We start from the raw sequence: 14,956 nt of genomic DNA on the forward strand, positions 1-14,956 counted from the left end.
CAATCAAAAAAACTTCTGAACTTTAGAAGTTTCAATCAAAAAACAAAAATTAAGCTTACATTCTATAGTTCTCTATAAAAAATAAACCTTGATTTCTCAAGGTTTTCATACGTAGGCCGGGGATAAAGTGATTATTATTCTTAAAGCTTATAGCGTTCGTAGTAGTCTTCTGCTTGAATCTCAAGCGTTGCATAATCGGTAATCCCATTTTTCTTAAAGAAGTTGTCATATGCTAACTCGTCTGTAAATCTGTTTTTTGTTTTGAATTTAAAATAGCTGAAAATTTCCTCACATGATCCAGTAAGTTCTTCCCCATACTTGCGGTTCCTATTGTAGCTTTTGAGGCCTTCTATTATCTGTGTAGCCTCATTCCGGTTAAACGGCTTTCCTGTGAGATACATCTGAATCTTGGACACCGCTGTTGTGCCAGCCTGACTTCCATCGTATTTCATAATAAACAGCACCTCTCCTACCTTCGTATATTTTGCTTTCCTTCTAGCATTCAGAAGCTTCTTAATACTAACCCACAAGGAACTAATTGTCAAGAATTTCAGAAGTTCTAATGTTTAAATTAACAAACATTAATAGAATGATCATCCGAAGTACAAATATCCTCATTACACCGAAAAGGGCCACGACGAATGCTGTGGAAATTGATATATTTAAAGTTGGTGACGATGTAACAAGTGGTTAGCCAACAGGCAAGATAAAGCGTCTCGCCTATCAGGTTTTTAATTCAAATATAAATGGAGGCCTCAAATATGTACAAAGAACTAGATAACCTTTTATCGGCTGATACATCAGTAGATTCGTGGTACGATGATGGCTGTGTCATTGCAAGCGAGATGCTTTCGGAGTTTAACCCAAGTGATTGGGTTGAATTATCTAATCAAGTGCAAAATAAACCTATAGAGTGGCAGAGAAAATTAGCGTATTGTTTGGATAATGAATGCAATGTAAATGAATTCAACATTTTATTATCATTGCTCAGTACGAATGATGAGGAATTATTCGAAATATGTATTGACACACTAAGAAGTTTTACAAATCAAGAAATTAAGAAAATGATATTAGATAACCCAAATATACTCCAACGTATAAATGACTCATTACACACTGCTAGCCTACCAGTAAAGAAAATGCTCCAAGATTTCCTTTCGAAAATCCATTTGTGATTTTGTGGATTAGATGTTAATTAGGTTCTTAATGAGATAGCCACGTCTCTATCTGGACAGCTTGGATGAACATGAGGTTGAGTATCTAGAAGAGTATGTGGAACTGGTGAAGAACAAATATATAGAATTAACTCATAAAGCCCAATAATATAGAAAGACAATGATCCTTGTCGATGAAGATATTCCTAGTGAGTTTAGGCATTCAGTGGTCAGTCTACAGTAAAATAGAAAATCAAAAAGGAAAATAACTATGGCGAATATGGATCGAGGAAACAAGACAATAACTATAAATGAAATTCGTGAATTTGAAGGTAAATATGTTCTAAAGCTTCCTGAGCAGTATATTGATTTTTTGCTTAATAATAATGGTGGGTATCCTAAAGCATCTACATTTAAGATTTCTGATGAAGCGGGTGAAAGTGTCGTAAATAAATTTTACGGGATCGGTGATATGAAGGGGAATTTGGCTAAGGTATTTGAGATTTTAGATGGTGAGCTGCCTGAAGGTTTTATATCAATCGCTAGTGATCCAGGAGGAAATGAGATTTGTATTGGAATTAGTGAGAAATACTTTGGAAAAATATATTTTTGGATGCATGATATGGAGTCAGATGAAGAAATGGAAAACATGACTTTTTTAAAAAACAGTTTCAACGATTTTTTTGATAAATTATATTAGGGATTGGCTCTAATATACACCCCACACAATGCCGAGTGATTCGGGCGGCTTAGCCCAAGCAGACTTAACTCAAATAATATCAGTATAAGAATTCTTCCATTTTACTTGTACGCACAATTACGCTAGCAACTTCTCCCCCGGTCTGAGAACTGCACGGAAATCGAAATGGCCCTTTTCCTCTCCCGTAAGCTGAACCTGCCTGATCCCAAAACATATGTTTCTGACGCCCCCGCCCCCTCTTCCCTGCGCAATATCCATTTTAAAATCGGCCTGTTTGATGTAACGCTGAATCGATGGGAGGTAGTTCTAATGTATACAAATTATAGTCAAGAAAGAAATTTCCTATATACTAAACCCTATTTCGCTAAAGTGATTGTGGATACAGTTTCAAATGGATTTGACTGGTTCGGGAACGACGAGAAGGGTCAATTAGGGAGAATCATAAAGGAGAGTAACTTTACAGACCTTATATGTGAATTGGTTCATATTTTTAAGGAAGGGCTGCCAAACTACTACGAGCTTTCTTCACTTTTTAGTATGAAATATGAAATAGTACAAGGATATTTGATATCTCGTTATGGATTAGAAACTGCTCGAAAAGAGAAAGAAGAGTTTGAAAGATGGTTTGGTAAAGGTAAAGCAGGTATGGATAACGGAGACAAAATTATTTGCAGAGTCGAAAACGTTGAACGTAAAGATCAAGATATATCTAAAATAGAAATGGATATTGACATGGAGTGTTTAAAAATCAATGACCTTTATTTATTTGTCAACGAAATACCAGATCTGAATGAACTGAAAACCATCATAGAGGCAAAGTTTGATGATATTCACATTTCGGTTGGTAATAGATTAATTCTCAAAGAAAAAACTTATAGGATTATTGTTTTAGAAGATGAAAATAGGATGACCAGTGCTGAATGAACTCATCATTCAACCAGAAACACATATACCCATGTAGTAATCGGGGAGAGTACTTGGATCAGGCTTAAGGGACGAGCAAAAGAACTGGTGTTAGTTGAAAAGACATACATGAGCACATGGGCGGACGGTCCATTGTAAACGGAACAGGAGGAGATTGGTTTGGAAATGCAAAGCAATCAAGAAGTTTTAACAGAAGCTAGACTTCAAGTTTTTGAGCGAATCATTGGAGTGCAACTTCCTAACCATTATCGAGATTTTTTATTGAGATACAATGGGGGCTATCCTAAACCATACTACTTCATCATTTCTGAGGGGCAAGGTAAGGGTATGGTAAATATTTTCTATGGCATTGGAGGAATGTATGATAATTTAGACAAAAAAATAGATATTTTTGACGATATACTTAATGCAGGATTTTTACCAATTGCAGATGATTCTGGTGGAAATCAAATTTGCATAGGTCTTACTGAGAAGTGTTTCGGAAATATTTATTTTGGGATTCATGACGAAGACACTGAAGATATGGACAACATGTATTTTATTTCTGAGAATTTCAAGGTTTTTTTAGAAAATTTATATGATGATACAGAAGAGTAGTTGGATATTTTCAAATACTCTTCCATTCTACGTTACATTGAACAGGTCGAATATGGTCAGATACCACCATGATTGACCTGTTTATTATTATTTTCTCGCCGTTAGTCTTAACAACAGGTTTCTAAAATGGGTATTGCCATCAACGTCTCTCCATTTCACCCCCTCTCGCTAGATGGGGCTATTTGACGTTCCCCTTTCCTCACACTACTGGAGATTCACATGCTGCTTGCTTTTATTGACCCGGCCGCTCTTGATTTGAAATGTCATCAATGCCAGGGAGCTGACGAATAAAATCGCTATGGTCAAAATTGGAGAAGCTGCAGCAGATATCGTTACTAATAAAAAGGTTGTTAACGGTGCAAGGCCTACTAAAAGTGTATTAATGATGCCAATCGTAGTTGCCAGCTTGTTCTCTTCTACTACGGACACGATCCAGCCGGATAACTTGGGTACGATCGTTCCGACCAGGAAACAAACAGGTGCTAGCATCGGCAGAATGATCAGCATATTTTTTAGAAGTAGAGCAGGATAAAAAATAGTGGTAAACACTAAGCAGATCATCACTAATTGCTGCAAATGCATTTGCTTGAGTATTTTAGTTCCCAGCAGTCCGCCAGCAGCTAGTGAAAGAGAAATCACCGTGCTTAGTACAGCTATTGTAAATGGATAGGAATAAATAACCATCTCATTTTTAGCCGATACAATGATCATTTGAATGAGTGGTGTGAGGGACGATAGCATGGCATTAAGCACGATAATTGCAAGAATTACGCCGAAAAGCTTGTTTTCCTTTGTTAAGGCTGCAAAGCTCACCTTCAGGTTTTTGAAATAGCTGTCCCCTTTATGACCTTGCTGTACTTCGGTTACAGCCTTTGTTGCGAATTGCGGGCTTCTTCTAAAAAAACTCAGCATAATAAAGCCAGAAAAAAGAAAGGTTGCTGCATTCGTCCAGGCTAAAAAGGAGTAAGACACAACGATCAGTAAGGAGGCGGTTATGAATTGGGAAATCATGCCGACGATTTGTGAAATGCCCTGATTGAAGCCGCTGGCTTGAGGATAATCCTCTTTTCCAGTAACTTTCACAATGAGCGGCAGCCGCAATCCACTTGCGTACGATCCTGTGAAATCGGACAGGAAATTCAATATGACGATGCCTATTAACACAATCCATTTCTCAAGGGTCGAACAAAATAGCAAGCCGACGATGAAATACAAGCCAACTCTGATGAGATCAGCCCAAATTAAATTTCTGGCCACCTTGTGCGTTTGGTCTGCCCGATACCCAGTATAAGAGGAAAATAGCTGCGGAATCAATTCAGACGCTGTCACCAGGCCAATCGCTAACTGCGCGTTAGGAAGCGTACTGACAAAAGTCAGCATGGCCAGATAATACATCTTATCCCCGATCGTTGAGAAAATGTTTGCAGTAGCGATTTGCCGAAATTGTCTGTTAGAAAAATAAATGTGCATTGTCATTCTCCTTTTATCTTGATAAATCAAACATAACCTGTTTACTATCTAGGTATGGCAATGATTTCGAATTCGAAAGGAGTTTTTTTTATGGAAATTGGTTCTTTATTGAGGGAATATCGTTTGCAAAAAGAACTGACACAGAAGGAATTCATCAAGAATTGTATTTCGGAATCCTATTATTCAAAAGTGGAGAACAACCTACATAGAATATGCGCGGAGGACTTGTTCAGCTTGCTGCAAATCAATGCCATTTCAATTACGGAGTTTGTGAACAAGCTGGATATATCAGATCAAAAATCCCCGCTGACACTTCTAGAGGTACAAATGTATCAAATATTTTATGACAACAAAATTGCTGAGCTCACACAACTGGAGCGTGTTGCACGAAATCACCAGGAACTATCTGACTCTGAAAAGAAAATTTTCATTACCTTATTGGAGGTTTTAAAGGAGATTACGGATCATTCTGACAGGGAGATTTCCGAAGCAGACAGAAATTTTTTGAAGTCCAGAATTTCAAGTGATTCAGACTGGACCACTCGCTCACTTATGCTTTTTGCAAATACGCTCCACATTTTCGACTTTGAAGATACCGTTTTTTTAGTCCAGTCCTTAATCCGAAAGCGGATGGATTACTCATTTACGAAAACTGCAAATGAAAACCCGTTCCTGCTGGCGACAATTCTACTGAATTATATATCTATATGTATTAGAAAAAAAGAACTTGTCCTCACCAGAAAACCGTTTCAGCTACTAGACAAGCTTCCTAAAACTCCTGATTTCACCTTTTATCGTTTAATGAGCAAATACTATCAGATCGTCATCGAGTGTATAAATGAACTCCGAACCTTTGACCCGAATATTACGCACATTATTCATAGCTTCTATTTGATGGGAAGAGAGCCTTTTGCAGAGGCTCTAAAAGAGTTTGCAGAATTGAATATCCCGAATTTCAAATACGCAAGTTGAGTTTCGATTCGTCAATTCAAACTTTTCATTGCCCCTTTTGAATTATCTTTTATGCATAGCTAATGCAAAGGGGGGATTTTGATGACTACGTTGGGTGATGTAATTATTATTATTATCATTGCAAATTAACTTTTGTAAATGAAGCAAAAAAAAAGAGTTGAGAACTTAAAAGTTTTCCGCTCTTTTTTGTTGCTTGAAAAGCCTCATTTTATATTATCCTGCCACTTTCCCTTCAAATCTTTCATTTTTCCAAACAGTCAGGAGCCAAAGCTTGAGACATATTCATGGAGCCTTTAATAAGAAGTCTCGCTTTGTCTTGAGAGAGCAGTTGATAATATATTGTCGTCTTTTTCCTTCATAACCGTTGTTATACTGTAAGAGTAAAACGTTTAGTTGGCAATTTAGAAGACTGTAAGACCTTATACAGAAATAAAAACAATACAACCAATAACGCCACAATGCGAGATAGCCGTACGTATTTGTGTTTTTTTAGTTTTTTGCTCTTTTGTGACGGCTGATGAAATAATACCGTATAAGTATTTAGTAATTTCGCTTGTACACACAGTAATGCTTGAAAAGCATAACTTAATTAACGCTAAAGCGATACATAAAACAGGTCGATTATGGTCAGATACTACCATGATTGGTTTTCTCCTCTCCAGTGAACTGGACGTACCTAATCCCAACAAAACACATGGTCCTGATACCCGGTAACCAAGCTCGGCGACGGAAAGCTCAAGACCCAAGCGCTCCGCCTGCCAAGCAATCTGGATTCTCTCGAAGGCTTCTTGCAAAGTGTTGTCCGAAAAATGAAAATCCGCATGAAGCGGTTCTCACCCCGGAGAGACAAGGACTGATTGATGCGTTAGAATCAGGAGAGTACTTGGGTCGAGCTGGAGGCCGGATAAAGATAACCTTTTCGATAAGGATGGAAAGTATAACGGAGGAAGAAATCAAGAATTGAATTGGTCTCTTAAGGAGTGGCAAAATGGAAGAAAATATTATTAATAAGTTTGAACTACATAAAAAGTGGGTTGAGTCCATTGGTAAAGAAGGCGAACAGTTAAAATTAGATGAAGTGGATTTAAGAGGTTTTGATTTATCCGATAAATTGCTTGAACAAGCATATTTAACTGAGTGTATTTTTGATGATCTTATATTGGAAAATATCGATTTTCATGCATCATTATTATGCTCATCAACTTTTAAAAAAGCGTATTTAGATAAATGCGATTTTTATAAATCAGATCTTGGGTATACAGATTTCTCTAATTGCGTCATTAAAAACAGCAGATTTAGTAAAGGTGATTGTTGGGAAGCAATATTTAGAAATGCATATTTAGTGAATTGTAATTTGATTAATGTATTTTTCTATTTAACTGATTTTAGTAATGCAAGACTAGAAAATGTAGATATAAGTGTAGCCTCATTTGAAGAAACATTATTAAACGGAGTGACACTGAAAAATATTACAGGTATAGAAGAAGCTCATTTTAGAAGCATTAATATTGGTACCTTGGAGAACCCTATATTGTTGAAATCAGAACAAGCAAAGGAATGGGTGCTAGAAAAATGCGAAATAAGTGAATAAGTAAGTGCCGCTGCCAATGAACTTGTACGTTAGAAATTATTGATTCGTCTACTGATCTGCCTGATGGATTAAAACCTTAGAGGAGGCTAAACATGGAAAAAGAAGGAGCCGTATCTCTGTGGGTAGGCAATGTTCAATCTTCCGAGGAATTGGATAGGCTGCTTACTGTGTCTTATACGGATGAAGGATACTTTATTCCATCGATTTTTGCTAAACATTTTGGGATTCGTAGATATGATGATGCTGTAAGAGAAGCAGAATATTATGAAGAAGCAAGTAATAATCTGAATCAATTACTTGAAGGATTCTCTTATGATGATGAGATTGTTCTGAGATTTACTGCCTTACTACAAGAAGGTTTGACGGATGATTTTAATGCAGTAGTTTTACTATATAATTTTATGTATACTGAGGAACTTCTTGAAGCAACCATTCAATCGAATTATTTCAGATTTTTGGGTGCGGTAGAGTATCAATAGTGGGGGCTACCCGGTGACGAATGAATCCATCTCCTCCATGCGCTCCGCATGATGCCGCTCACCCCCGACGTAGATCAATCTGCTTACTCACAAACATTAACCCTTTGCAGATTAATAATGTCATTAATATGGCAATCATCAAACTTCTCCAACAACAGTGTAAAATTATTATCCCTCAGAAAGTTCATTTCCTCCAAAAAAACAGGAAATACAACTAGAAACTGAATTTCTTTATCAGGAGTTTTTAGTATGAAAAAATCAGGGTTCTCGTTTATAGGTGGTAACAGCATAAAGCCGGCAAATGGGTTTTTGTTGCTTAATAACTGCGGAGGATCTCCATTTGGAATACTGTCACCGTAACAAAACCAAGTTTGATGATCAAATGTAAACTTCCCAAGTTTCCGTAACCAGACGAAAGGCCAATACAATTCATCTTGGATGTCAGCTTGTCGTACAGGCCACTCTGAAGGTAAATACATTATTAATTCTGTGTATTTCCACTCTTCATATCCTTCCTCCACATTGGATGAATAGTTGCTCATTCCAGAAGTAACTATGGTGTGATAGTTTCTATTAGTGTTTGCCTCAAATACTATTAAATCTATATTTATGTTTTGCATAAAACCTTCCATGTTTACAAAACTAGGTTCTCCAATATTTTCACGCAAATGATTTATTAGCTCACCTGATGCAAAGTCATCATTTTTAACCATATGTACCTCCGGAGGTTAGATCCTTATATTAAAAAATTAAAACACTTCCTTCCGGCCATTTTCCTTTCCAGCCACATGGAAGATGACCTGCTTCATATACATCAAACATTTTGAAATAAAAACCTGGAGCGACGAGATCGCTGTAGGCATATTCCATCAACACGCAAAGAAGATCCCATTCAACACTCTCATATACACTATAATTGATGTTATTAGCAGAAACATAAGATTTGAGTTCGTTAAGTACACCTTTTTGGAGTACAGCTTTCGCTTCTAAAGTAATCGTATTCCATTCTCTATATTCATTTCTCCAACGTTCATGTAAAGCACCCGTTAGATTATTTCTTATTTCTAGTTTCAGATTGTCCCATTTCCCGTTTATCCCTTTCTGAGCTTTTGTCCAACTATCAACAATTATGATATTACCTTCAAAATAAGGCTCCCTTATCTCTTTACCACAATTCTCGAACCAGCGAACTTTTGCAACTCTTTCATCATAAAAATCTTTTATTGATTTCACAACTTCGCCTCTTTCTCTTTAATTTGTTATTGTTGATGAAAAGCGAGACAGTTCTTCAAGATACTGAACTTGAAGAAGGAATAGATTGGGCTATAATTGAAAAACAACCTGTTCCTAGCACTCTCCCCTGAGAGATAAAGATAGATTGATGATTTTTTCCCAGTCAGTCTCACATTTTTTTTCGTATGTTATAAAACCTTCAGTCGAAAACCTTTTTTCAAGTACCCTACTAACCTCGTATCTGCTACAATCCTTTTCCATATAAATTTCATCTTGTAAAAATAATATGAATATAGAACTGGATGCATCATTATTCGCCAAATAGAAACCCAATAATTCGTTGTATTGAGTGCTAAAAAACAAACCTACATACTCCATTTTGAGTTTAATTTTTTCCTTACATTCAATTAATCCTTCATAACTTGCAAATAAATTAAAATCATCCAAATCGTAAATTCTATTCACTGAGAATAACGGGTTCATACCTCTTATATACAAGCCTATGACATCACCACTATCTTTCTCAAGAAAAAGGACATGATCTAATCTCTCATTATCACCCTCATCATGTAAATAAATAAGATTCGCGATTTCCTTTTGCCCGAAAAAATAATCAAACTTTTTTGTAAAAGATATTATATAGTTGTTCATACTTATCCCCACTTTACAAAAGCGCCTACAGACTCGATTGTACTGTTCGATTTGAATTCAGGCCAAGGGTCGATCCATAGGCGCAATGCAATATAGTTTAAGTTTAAAATAGAGTCAATCTTAAATAGAGGCCCACTAAAGTGATAAACAATGTAGGAATCGTCAATATAATTCCGGTCTTAAAATACGTGCCCCAGGAGATTTTCACACCTTTGCCCGAGAGCACATGCAGCCACAGCAGCGTGGCCAGTGATCCGATCGGCGTAATCTTCGGGCCTAGATCTGAGCCGATGACATTGGCATATATCAAAGCTTCCTTAATGATTCCGGAGGTATGTGTGGCGTCGATAGCCAGTGCGTCAATCATGACCGTAGGCAGGTTATTCATTACCGATGAAATGACAGCGGCTATAAAGCCCATCCCCATTGTGGCAGCGAATACCCCCTGATCGGCAACAACCTGAATCAAATCCGCTAGTATATCCATTAACCCGGCATTCCGCAATCCATACACAACAACATACATCCCGACAGAAAAGAACACGATCGCCCATGGTGCGCCCTTAACTACTTCCATCGTTGAAATAGCAGAGCTTCTTCTGGCCATGAGCAGGAAAAAGATCGCAATAATCCCGGCCACCACAGAAACCGGAATGTTCAGGAATTCACTGACGAAGTATCCAACCAGCAGAATCGCAAGCACAAGCCAGGACAGTTTGAACATTTTTGGGTCTTCGATCGCCTCTTGCGGATGTTTAAGCTCTGAGCTGTCGAAGTTACGCGGGATGCTTTTACGGAAGAAGAGGTATAGCACCAGGGTACTTGCTGCCAAAGAAAACAGTGTAGGTATCAGCATATGCCCTGCATAGTCCATGAAGCTGATTCCGAAGAAGTCCGCCGATACGATATTGACCAGATTGCTTACCACCAGCGGCAATGAGGTCGTATCCGCAATAAAGCCGCTGGCGATGATGAAGGGAAAGACCTTTTTCTCATCAAAATTCAGCGCACGGACCATGGCCAGGACAATAGGTGTCAGGATAAGCGCCGCTCCGTCATTGGCAAAAAACGCAGCCACTACTGCCCCAAGAAGAGTGACATAGATGAACATCCGGGTTCCGTTCCCCCGTGCAGCTCTCGCCATATGCAGGGCAGCCCATTCAAAGATCCCAACCTTATCAAGGATTAAGGAAATCAGAATAATCGCAACAAACGCCAGTGTAGCATTCCACACGATTAAGGTAACATCAAGAACATCGTTAAAGCTGACTACACCTGCCAGCAAAGCGAGAATCGCACCTCCGCAGGCCGACCAGCCGATAGACAGGTTCCTGGGTTGCCAAATAACAAAAACCAATGTGAGCAAAAATATAAAAATTGCAAGTATTACCAAGTCTGACCCTCCCGTTTATGTATGATTCTATTTAGTCACAGCAGACAGCAACAGACACCTTGTTGAGTCCTGCCAAAATCTCTTTGGAATCCGGCGTATACTCAAGAATAGCCTGAATATGCGGCTTGTCTTTGATATTCAGGGAATAATGAACCCATTGCCCTCTTTTCTGTTCCTTGACCAGCCCTTTGCTTTTCAGTTTGCGCAAGTGCTGACTGATCGCGGGCTGTGAAATATCAAATAGTTCAACGAATTCACAGACACACCACTCCCGTTCTTTCAATAACGAAAGCATAGAGAGACGTGTTTTGTCACCCAGCAGCTTCAGATCATCCACGAGTTCATTTAGAACATCCATGCAGGTTTCTCCTTTCCAACATATAAGTCATTACTTATATTCTAAAACGCTATTTAGAATTAAGCAACCTCGGTCTAGACAGGACATCACAAATACTCCTCCGAAACACTTGAGGCTGCACAAGCGCTTCGGAGGAGTAAGAACATCTATTTGCAATTTAAGTTGATACAGGTTATTACGCGACAGCACATGGAAGTTCGAATACAAAGCAGCTTCCCTGTTCACACGAATCCTTAAGCCATACTCTCCCGTTCATCAATTCGGCAAGCTGCTTGCAGATTGAGAGTCCTAATCCCGCACCGCCAAATTTGCCCGGAGTTATTTTATCATGAATTTGCGAGAAGGAATGGAACAGACTGTTCATTTGTTCGGCCGGCAGGCCGATCCCGGTATCCCTTACCTCGAAAGTAACGATGACCCCGCCATCTGGGGCAGCTTGATTCCGGATTGACAGGCACACCTCACCCTTTTCCGTGAATTTAAGTGCATTCCCAAGCAGGTTGGTCAAAACCTGACGGATTTTATTGCTGTCTCCCAGCAGTCTGGGATTGGCCTCACTATCGAAAATGGCCGACAATTTCAAGCCCTTCTTCTCTGCTTCTGTGGAGAATAGTTGCATTACATGGTCCACGACGTCACGGACAATGAACGGGCTGTTGTCCACCGTCATTGTGCCGGCCTCCATTTTGGAATAATCCAGGATCTGATCCATCATAACGAGCAGATTACTGCCGCTCTTCTCGATAACATCGACGTATATGGACTGTTCCTCGGAGAGCTCGGTAGACTCCAGCAAGCTTGCCATGCCAATGACACCATTCATCGGTGTACGAATTTCGTGGCTGAGCACTGCAAGCAGATTATTCTTGTCCTCCAGCACCTGCGCAGCTATTTCTTCAGCCTCTCTCAGCTGTATAAGCGTTGATTCCATTTCAAGCAGCACGGTGAAAAAGGCTGACAAAGAAAGCAGCAATTCAATATCCCGTTGCTGATACTGATAGAAATCCTGATCAAAAGAGCAAAGTGAACCGTAAAACTCGCCTTTTTCATTACGGATCGGAACTCCGATAAACGAACAACCGCCTACGAATTGAGTCGCATCCATGTCTTTGGTTAACGGATGGGTAAGATTATTGTTAATAAGCAGCGGGCCCTGGGCATGCTCCGTCACCAGCGCGCAGTAAGACTCCTCATTGTCTACTACCAGTCCCTCTCCCAAGATGAGCTTGTCCCGGTTGTATGCTTTCATCACCTTTGTAGAGAGACTATCCAGATTCGCGATGCAGAAAGTATTTGCGGGGATTAACTTGCTTGCTGTATCCATAACCTTGGCAGCCGAATCATATAACTTTATGGAAATGACCGACAATACATCAATAAATTCTGTCTTTAACATAATGCCGTTCGTCCCTTCTAGTCCTGCTAATTCCAAGACCACACACATTTCACACTGCTATTAACAATATCACATTCTATACAAATGAGATACATTCCCCATATTATTCCCAGTTTCTGTTGTCATTGATTTCCTTCTTGCGATTGAAGGCGTCCTCCAGATTAATGTCCAGTTTGTTAGCTAAATCAAAGATGTTCCACACCACATCGTACATCTCATAACCGAGATTCTCTTTCTTCTCGGCATCGGGATGAAATGATACTGACAGTACCTCTTGCGATAACTCACCAACCTCAGTCATCAAGTACAACATCCGCTGCTCAATGGTACTCCTGTCAAAACCTTTCACTTCACTGAATTCTCTTACGTACTGTTGGAACTCTGCTGTGTTCATTCCCCTGCTCCTCACCTTTGTTCAAATAAAAACATTCAATTATTCCTCAAATATAATATATACCATTTATCCCGCAGAACAAAAGTTTGCAGCAAGGAACAAGGACATGACAACGTTAGCGGTTGATAGGTGATTTTAGGCATTAGACAACCTAAAATAAGCATATTTAGTTACATAAACCCTGAAGAGACGGTGATTAATCCATGACCCATAACCAAGAATTCAAAGTCTATATCATAACCTCCGGCGATATCCTGCGCTTCTTTGTCATCGAAATTATCCTCGGGACTGTAACCTATTCTATAGCGTTGAAGCTTTTCCACAATGTAATCTTGGCAAGTGCCGGAGGATGGGCCGGCACGGAAGGAATCAAGCGGCTGAACACTTTACGGAAATTCCTGTAACAGCTAAGAGCAAGCTGAAACAGTATCATGCAAAAAACCTAAAACAGCAGAAAATATCAAAATCAATTATTTCCTTTCTTGTAAAGTAAAACAGGAAAGGTAAGGTGACTATTTTGAAAAAAACCACGGCGTATTATAAAACCTTTGAAGGAGACAGTTATCAAATTGGCGTATTGCTTGGTAAATGGGCGTTGTCCAAACCGGAAATGCTCAAAGCTATGTTGCTCCCTCCAAATGTGTACCCTCAAAAGAAATTACAGGAAATCACAGAACTACTGGATCAATATTGCAGCGGTATTAATGAAGAAATACAAGGATTCGCTGATACCGTTGGTATTGAACGCGGTCAAGCATTGTTTTATGCTATGACCTATTTAGAACGCGGATGCAGCTTGTTTGCGGCAATGCCTGCCAAAACACGGGACGGACATACTATCCTTGCGAGGAATTATGAGTTCTCCGATGTGATGGAGGAGCTTTGCTTTAGCTATACTCAAACAGCTGGTAAATACAAGCATCTCGGCTCTATGATTAACCTATTTGGTCGCGGTGATGGGATGAATGAATGTGGCCTTGCCGTTGCCCAAGCCTCCTGCGGAATGCCTGTGGGTAATTTTGAGGGCGGACAGAAGGCGGAAGTAAGCGGACTGCAGTTCTGGGCTGTCATTCGCGGAATTTTGGAAAATTGCCAAAACGTTAAGGAAGCAGTTAATTATTGCATGGAGGTTCCCATCGGATACAACATGAATTTGATGCTTGCCGATAAAAGTGGTGAAATAGCCTTGTTTGAATGTATTGATGGACACAAAGCGAATAAGTTACTGGATGGCCAAACAGAAGAATCTTTTTTAAGTGCTACCAATCACGCAGTACTTACTGAGCTAAAGTCCTTTGAGAAAGTGATCCTAGAAAATTCCATGATTAGAAACGACCTTATTGTCCACTTTAGCCACGCAAGGGAAAAATTCACGAAAACAGATATAAAACAATTGCTATCTTCACCCTATCCAAATGGGTTATGCTGCCACTACTACGGAGACTTTTTCGGCACATTGCGTTCTATGATTTTTGATGTAACAGCAGGACAAGTGGAAATGACCTTTGGTTCCCCACAGCAGAATGATTGGCAGTTGTTTACTTTCGCTTCACAGAAGGATATGGAATTTTCTGTACAGCTTCCTTACGAACAGACACCAAAAAACTTTTATAATATTTTATAATTTGAGAAAGAGAGGCTGCT

The 14,956-nt window shown here is 39.2% G+C and carries 19 protein-coding genes; 9 read left to right on the top strand and 10 right to left on the bottom strand.

Annotated features, from left to right (window positions below):
- Positions 1-140: 140 nt before the first annotated feature.
- A complete protein-coding gene (locus tag ACAN56_RS05090) occupies positions 141-452 on the bottom strand; it encodes a hypothetical protein (protein WP_038595125.1) in 312 nt (103 codons plus the stop codon).
- A 309-nt stretch (positions 453-761) separates the two neighbouring features.
- Between ACAN56_RS05090 and ACAN56_RS05095 the strand changes: the two genes are divergently transcribed.
- The 4 genes from ACAN56_RS05095 (at position 762) to ACAN56_RS05110 (ending at position 3,375) form a co-directional block, all read left to right on the top strand.
- A complete protein-coding gene (locus ACAN56_RS05095) occupies positions 762-1,175 on the top strand; it encodes a hypothetical protein (RefSeq protein WP_379140886.1) in 414 nt (137 codons plus the stop codon).
- 250 nt (positions 1,176-1,425) lie between these two features.
- Positions 1,426-1,854 (top strand): SMI1/KNR4 family protein, encoded by a 429-nt coding sequence (locus ACAN56_RS05100; RefSeq protein ID WP_038595130.1) that lies wholly within the window; start codon positions 1,426-1,428, stop codon positions 1,852-1,854.
- A gap of 309 nt (positions 1,855-2,163) precedes the next feature.
- Positions 2,164-2,778, top strand: coding sequence for a hypothetical protein (locus tag ACAN56_RS05105; protein ID WP_379140888.1), 615 nt, complete (start codon positions 2,164-2,166; stop codon positions 2,776-2,778).
- A gap of 165 nt (positions 2,779-2,943) precedes the next feature.
- Positions 2,944-3,375, top strand: coding sequence for an SMI1/KNR4 family protein (locus ACAN56_RS05110; RefSeq protein WP_038600388.1), 432 nt, complete (start codon positions 2,944-2,946; stop codon positions 3,373-3,375).
- 204 nt (positions 3,376-3,579) lie between these two features.
- Here the strand turns inward: ACAN56_RS05110 and ACAN56_RS05115 are convergent, their stop codons facing one another.
- Positions 3,580-4,845, bottom strand: coding sequence for an MFS transporter (locus ACAN56_RS05115; RefSeq protein ID WP_038595135.1), 1,266 nt, complete (start codon positions 4,843-4,845; stop codon positions 3,580-3,582).
- A gap of 90 nt (positions 4,846-4,935) precedes the next feature.
- On the opposite strand from ACAN56_RS05115, the gene ACAN56_RS05120 reads away from it, so the two are divergent.
- Positions 4,936-5,817, top strand: a complete 882-nt coding sequence (locus ACAN56_RS05120) for a helix-turn-helix domain-containing protein (RefSeq protein WP_038595137.1) — start codon at positions 4,936-4,938, stop codon at positions 5,815-5,817.
- A gap of 419 nt (positions 5,818-6,236) precedes the next feature.
- On the opposite strand, the gene ACAN56_RS05125 is transcribed toward ACAN56_RS05120, so the two are convergent.
- A complete protein-coding gene (locus ACAN56_RS05125; RefSeq protein ID WP_379140892.1) occupies positions 6,237-6,458 on the bottom strand; it encodes a hypothetical protein in 222 nt (73 codons plus the stop codon).
- A gap of 347 nt (positions 6,459-6,805) precedes the next feature.
- Here ACAN56_RS05125 and ACAN56_RS05130 point away from each other — a divergent pair, with 347 nt between their 5' ends.
- Positions 6,806-7,408, top strand: coding sequence for a pentapeptide repeat-containing protein (locus ACAN56_RS05130; RefSeq protein ID WP_379140895.1), 603 nt, complete (start codon positions 6,806-6,808; stop codon positions 7,406-7,408).
- Positions 7,409-7,500: 92 nt separating this feature from the next.
- Positions 7,501-7,887 (top strand): immunity 22 family protein, encoded by a 387-nt coding sequence (locus tag ACAN56_RS05135; protein WP_038595141.1) that lies wholly within the window; start codon positions 7,501-7,503, stop codon positions 7,885-7,887.
- An 83-nt stretch (positions 7,888-7,970) separates the two neighbouring features.
- On the opposite strand, the gene ACAN56_RS05140 is transcribed toward ACAN56_RS05135, so the two are convergent.
- From ACAN56_RS05140 to ACAN56_RS05170, 7 genes are all read right to left on the bottom strand, one after another.
- The gene (locus ACAN56_RS05140) at positions 7,971-8,600 is read right to left on the bottom strand and encodes a suppressor of fused domain protein (RefSeq protein WP_052092235.1); all 630 of its coding nucleotides are present in this window, start codon (positions 8,598-8,600) and stop codon (positions 7,971-7,973) included.
- A 28-nt stretch (positions 8,601-8,628) separates the two neighbouring features.
- On the bottom strand, positions 8,629-9,120 hold the full coding sequence (locus tag ACAN56_RS05145; protein ID WP_038595143.1) for a hypothetical protein: 492 nt from the start codon (positions 9,118-9,120) through the stop codon (positions 8,629-8,631).
- Positions 9,121-9,234: 114 nt separating this feature from the next.
- Positions 9,235-9,771, bottom strand: a complete 537-nt coding sequence (locus ACAN56_RS05150) for a hypothetical protein (RefSeq protein ID WP_379140901.1) — start codon at positions 9,769-9,771, stop codon at positions 9,235-9,237.
- Positions 9,772-9,874: 103 nt separating this feature from the next.
- Positions 9,875-11,164: an arsenic transporter gene (locus ACAN56_RS05155; protein ID WP_342436465.1), complete on the bottom strand. Its 1,290-nt coding sequence runs from the start codon at positions 11,162-11,164 to the stop codon at positions 9,875-9,877.
- Positions 11,165-11,195: 31 nt separating this feature from the next.
- Entirely contained in the window at positions 11,196-11,522 is a 327-nt protein-coding gene (locus tag ACAN56_RS05160) for an ArsR/SmtB family transcription factor (protein ID WP_379140903.1), read from the bottom strand.
- A gap of 175 nt (positions 11,523-11,697) precedes the next feature.
- On the bottom strand, positions 11,698-12,918 hold the full coding sequence (locus ACAN56_RS05165; protein WP_379140905.1) for a GAF domain-containing sensor histidine kinase: 1,221 nt from the start codon (positions 12,916-12,918) through the stop codon (positions 11,698-11,700).
- A 103-nt stretch (positions 12,919-13,021) separates the two neighbouring features.
- Complete coding sequence (locus tag ACAN56_RS05170) at positions 13,022-13,312, bottom strand: MazG-like family protein (protein ID WP_038595156.1); 291 nt, start codon at positions 13,310-13,312, stop codon at positions 13,022-13,024.
- A 203-nt stretch (positions 13,313-13,515) separates the two neighbouring features.
- Between ACAN56_RS05170 and ACAN56_RS05175 the strand changes: the two genes are divergently transcribed.
- Positions 13,516-13,716, top strand: a complete 201-nt coding sequence (locus ACAN56_RS05175) for a hypothetical protein (RefSeq protein WP_342436467.1) — start codon at positions 13,516-13,518, stop codon at positions 13,714-13,716.
- A gap of 104 nt (positions 13,717-13,820) precedes the next feature.
- Positions 13,821-14,936, top strand: a complete 1,116-nt coding sequence (locus ACAN56_RS05180) for a C45 family autoproteolytic acyltransferase/hydrolase (protein ID WP_379140908.1) — start codon at positions 13,821-13,823, stop codon at positions 14,934-14,936.
- Positions 14,937-14,956 lie beyond the last annotated feature (20 nt).

The organism is Paenibacillus paludis (genome assembly GCF_042610515.1).
GTDB lineage: Bacteria > Bacillota > Bacilli > Paenibacillales > Paenibacillaceae > Paenibacillus_AQ.

Excerpts from the sequence above, each read along its gene's own strand:
- ACAN56_RS05090 (WP_038595125.1), bottom strand. The coding sequence starts at position 452 with ATGAAATACGATGGAAGTCAGGCTGGCACAACAGCGGTGTCCAAGATT.
- ACAN56_RS05095 (WP_379140886.1), top strand. The coding sequence starts at position 762 with ATGTACAAAGAACTAGATAACCTTTTATCGGCTGATACATCAGTAGAT.
- ACAN56_RS05100 (WP_038595130.1), top strand. The coding sequence starts at position 1,426 with ATGGCGAATATGGATCGAGGAAACAAGACAATAACTATAAATGAAATT.
- ACAN56_RS05105 (WP_379140888.1), top strand. The coding sequence starts at position 2,164 with ATGTATACAAATTATAGTCAAGAAAGAAATTTCCTATATACTAAACCC.
- ACAN56_RS05110 (WP_038600388.1), top strand. The coding sequence starts at position 2,944 with ATGCAAAGCAATCAAGAAGTTTTAACAGAAGCTAGACTTCAAGTTTTT.
- ACAN56_RS05115 (WP_038595135.1), bottom strand. The coding sequence starts at position 4,845 with ATGCACATTTATTTTTCTAACAGACAATTTCGGCAAATCGCTACTGCA.
- ACAN56_RS05120 (WP_038595137.1), top strand. The coding sequence starts at position 4,936 with ATGGAAATTGGTTCTTTATTGAGGGAATATCGTTTGCAAAAAGAACTG.
- ACAN56_RS05125 (WP_379140892.1), bottom strand. The coding sequence starts at position 6,458 with ATGGTAGTATCTGACCATAATCGACCTGTTTTATGTATCGCTTTAGCG.
- ACAN56_RS05130 (WP_379140895.1), top strand. The coding sequence starts at position 6,806 with ATGGAAGAAAATATTATTAATAAGTTTGAACTACATAAAAAGTGGGTT.
- ACAN56_RS05135 (WP_038595141.1), top strand. The coding sequence starts at position 7,501 with ATGGAAAAAGAAGGAGCCGTATCTCTGTGGGTAGGCAATGTTCAATCT.
- ACAN56_RS05140 (WP_052092235.1), bottom strand. The coding sequence starts at position 8,600 with ATGGTTAAAAATGATGACTTTGCATCAGGTGAGCTAATAAATCATTTG.
- ACAN56_RS05150 (WP_379140901.1), bottom strand. The coding sequence starts at position 9,771 with ATGAACAACTATATAATATCTTTTACAAAAAAGTTTGATTATTTTTTC.
- ACAN56_RS05160 (WP_379140903.1), bottom strand. The coding sequence starts at position 11,522 with ATGGATGTTCTAAATGAACTCGTGGATGATCTGAAGCTGCTGGGTGAC.
- ACAN56_RS05165 (WP_379140905.1), bottom strand. The coding sequence starts at position 12,918 with ATGTTAAAGACAGAATTTATTGATGTATTGTCGGTCATTTCCATAAAG.
- ACAN56_RS05170 (WP_038595156.1), bottom strand. The coding sequence starts at position 13,312 with ATGAACACAGCAGAGTTCCAACAGTACGTAAGAGAATTCAGTGAAGTG.
- ACAN56_RS05175 (WP_342436467.1), top strand. The coding sequence starts at position 13,516 with ATGACCCATAACCAAGAATTCAAAGTCTATATCATAACCTCCGGCGAT.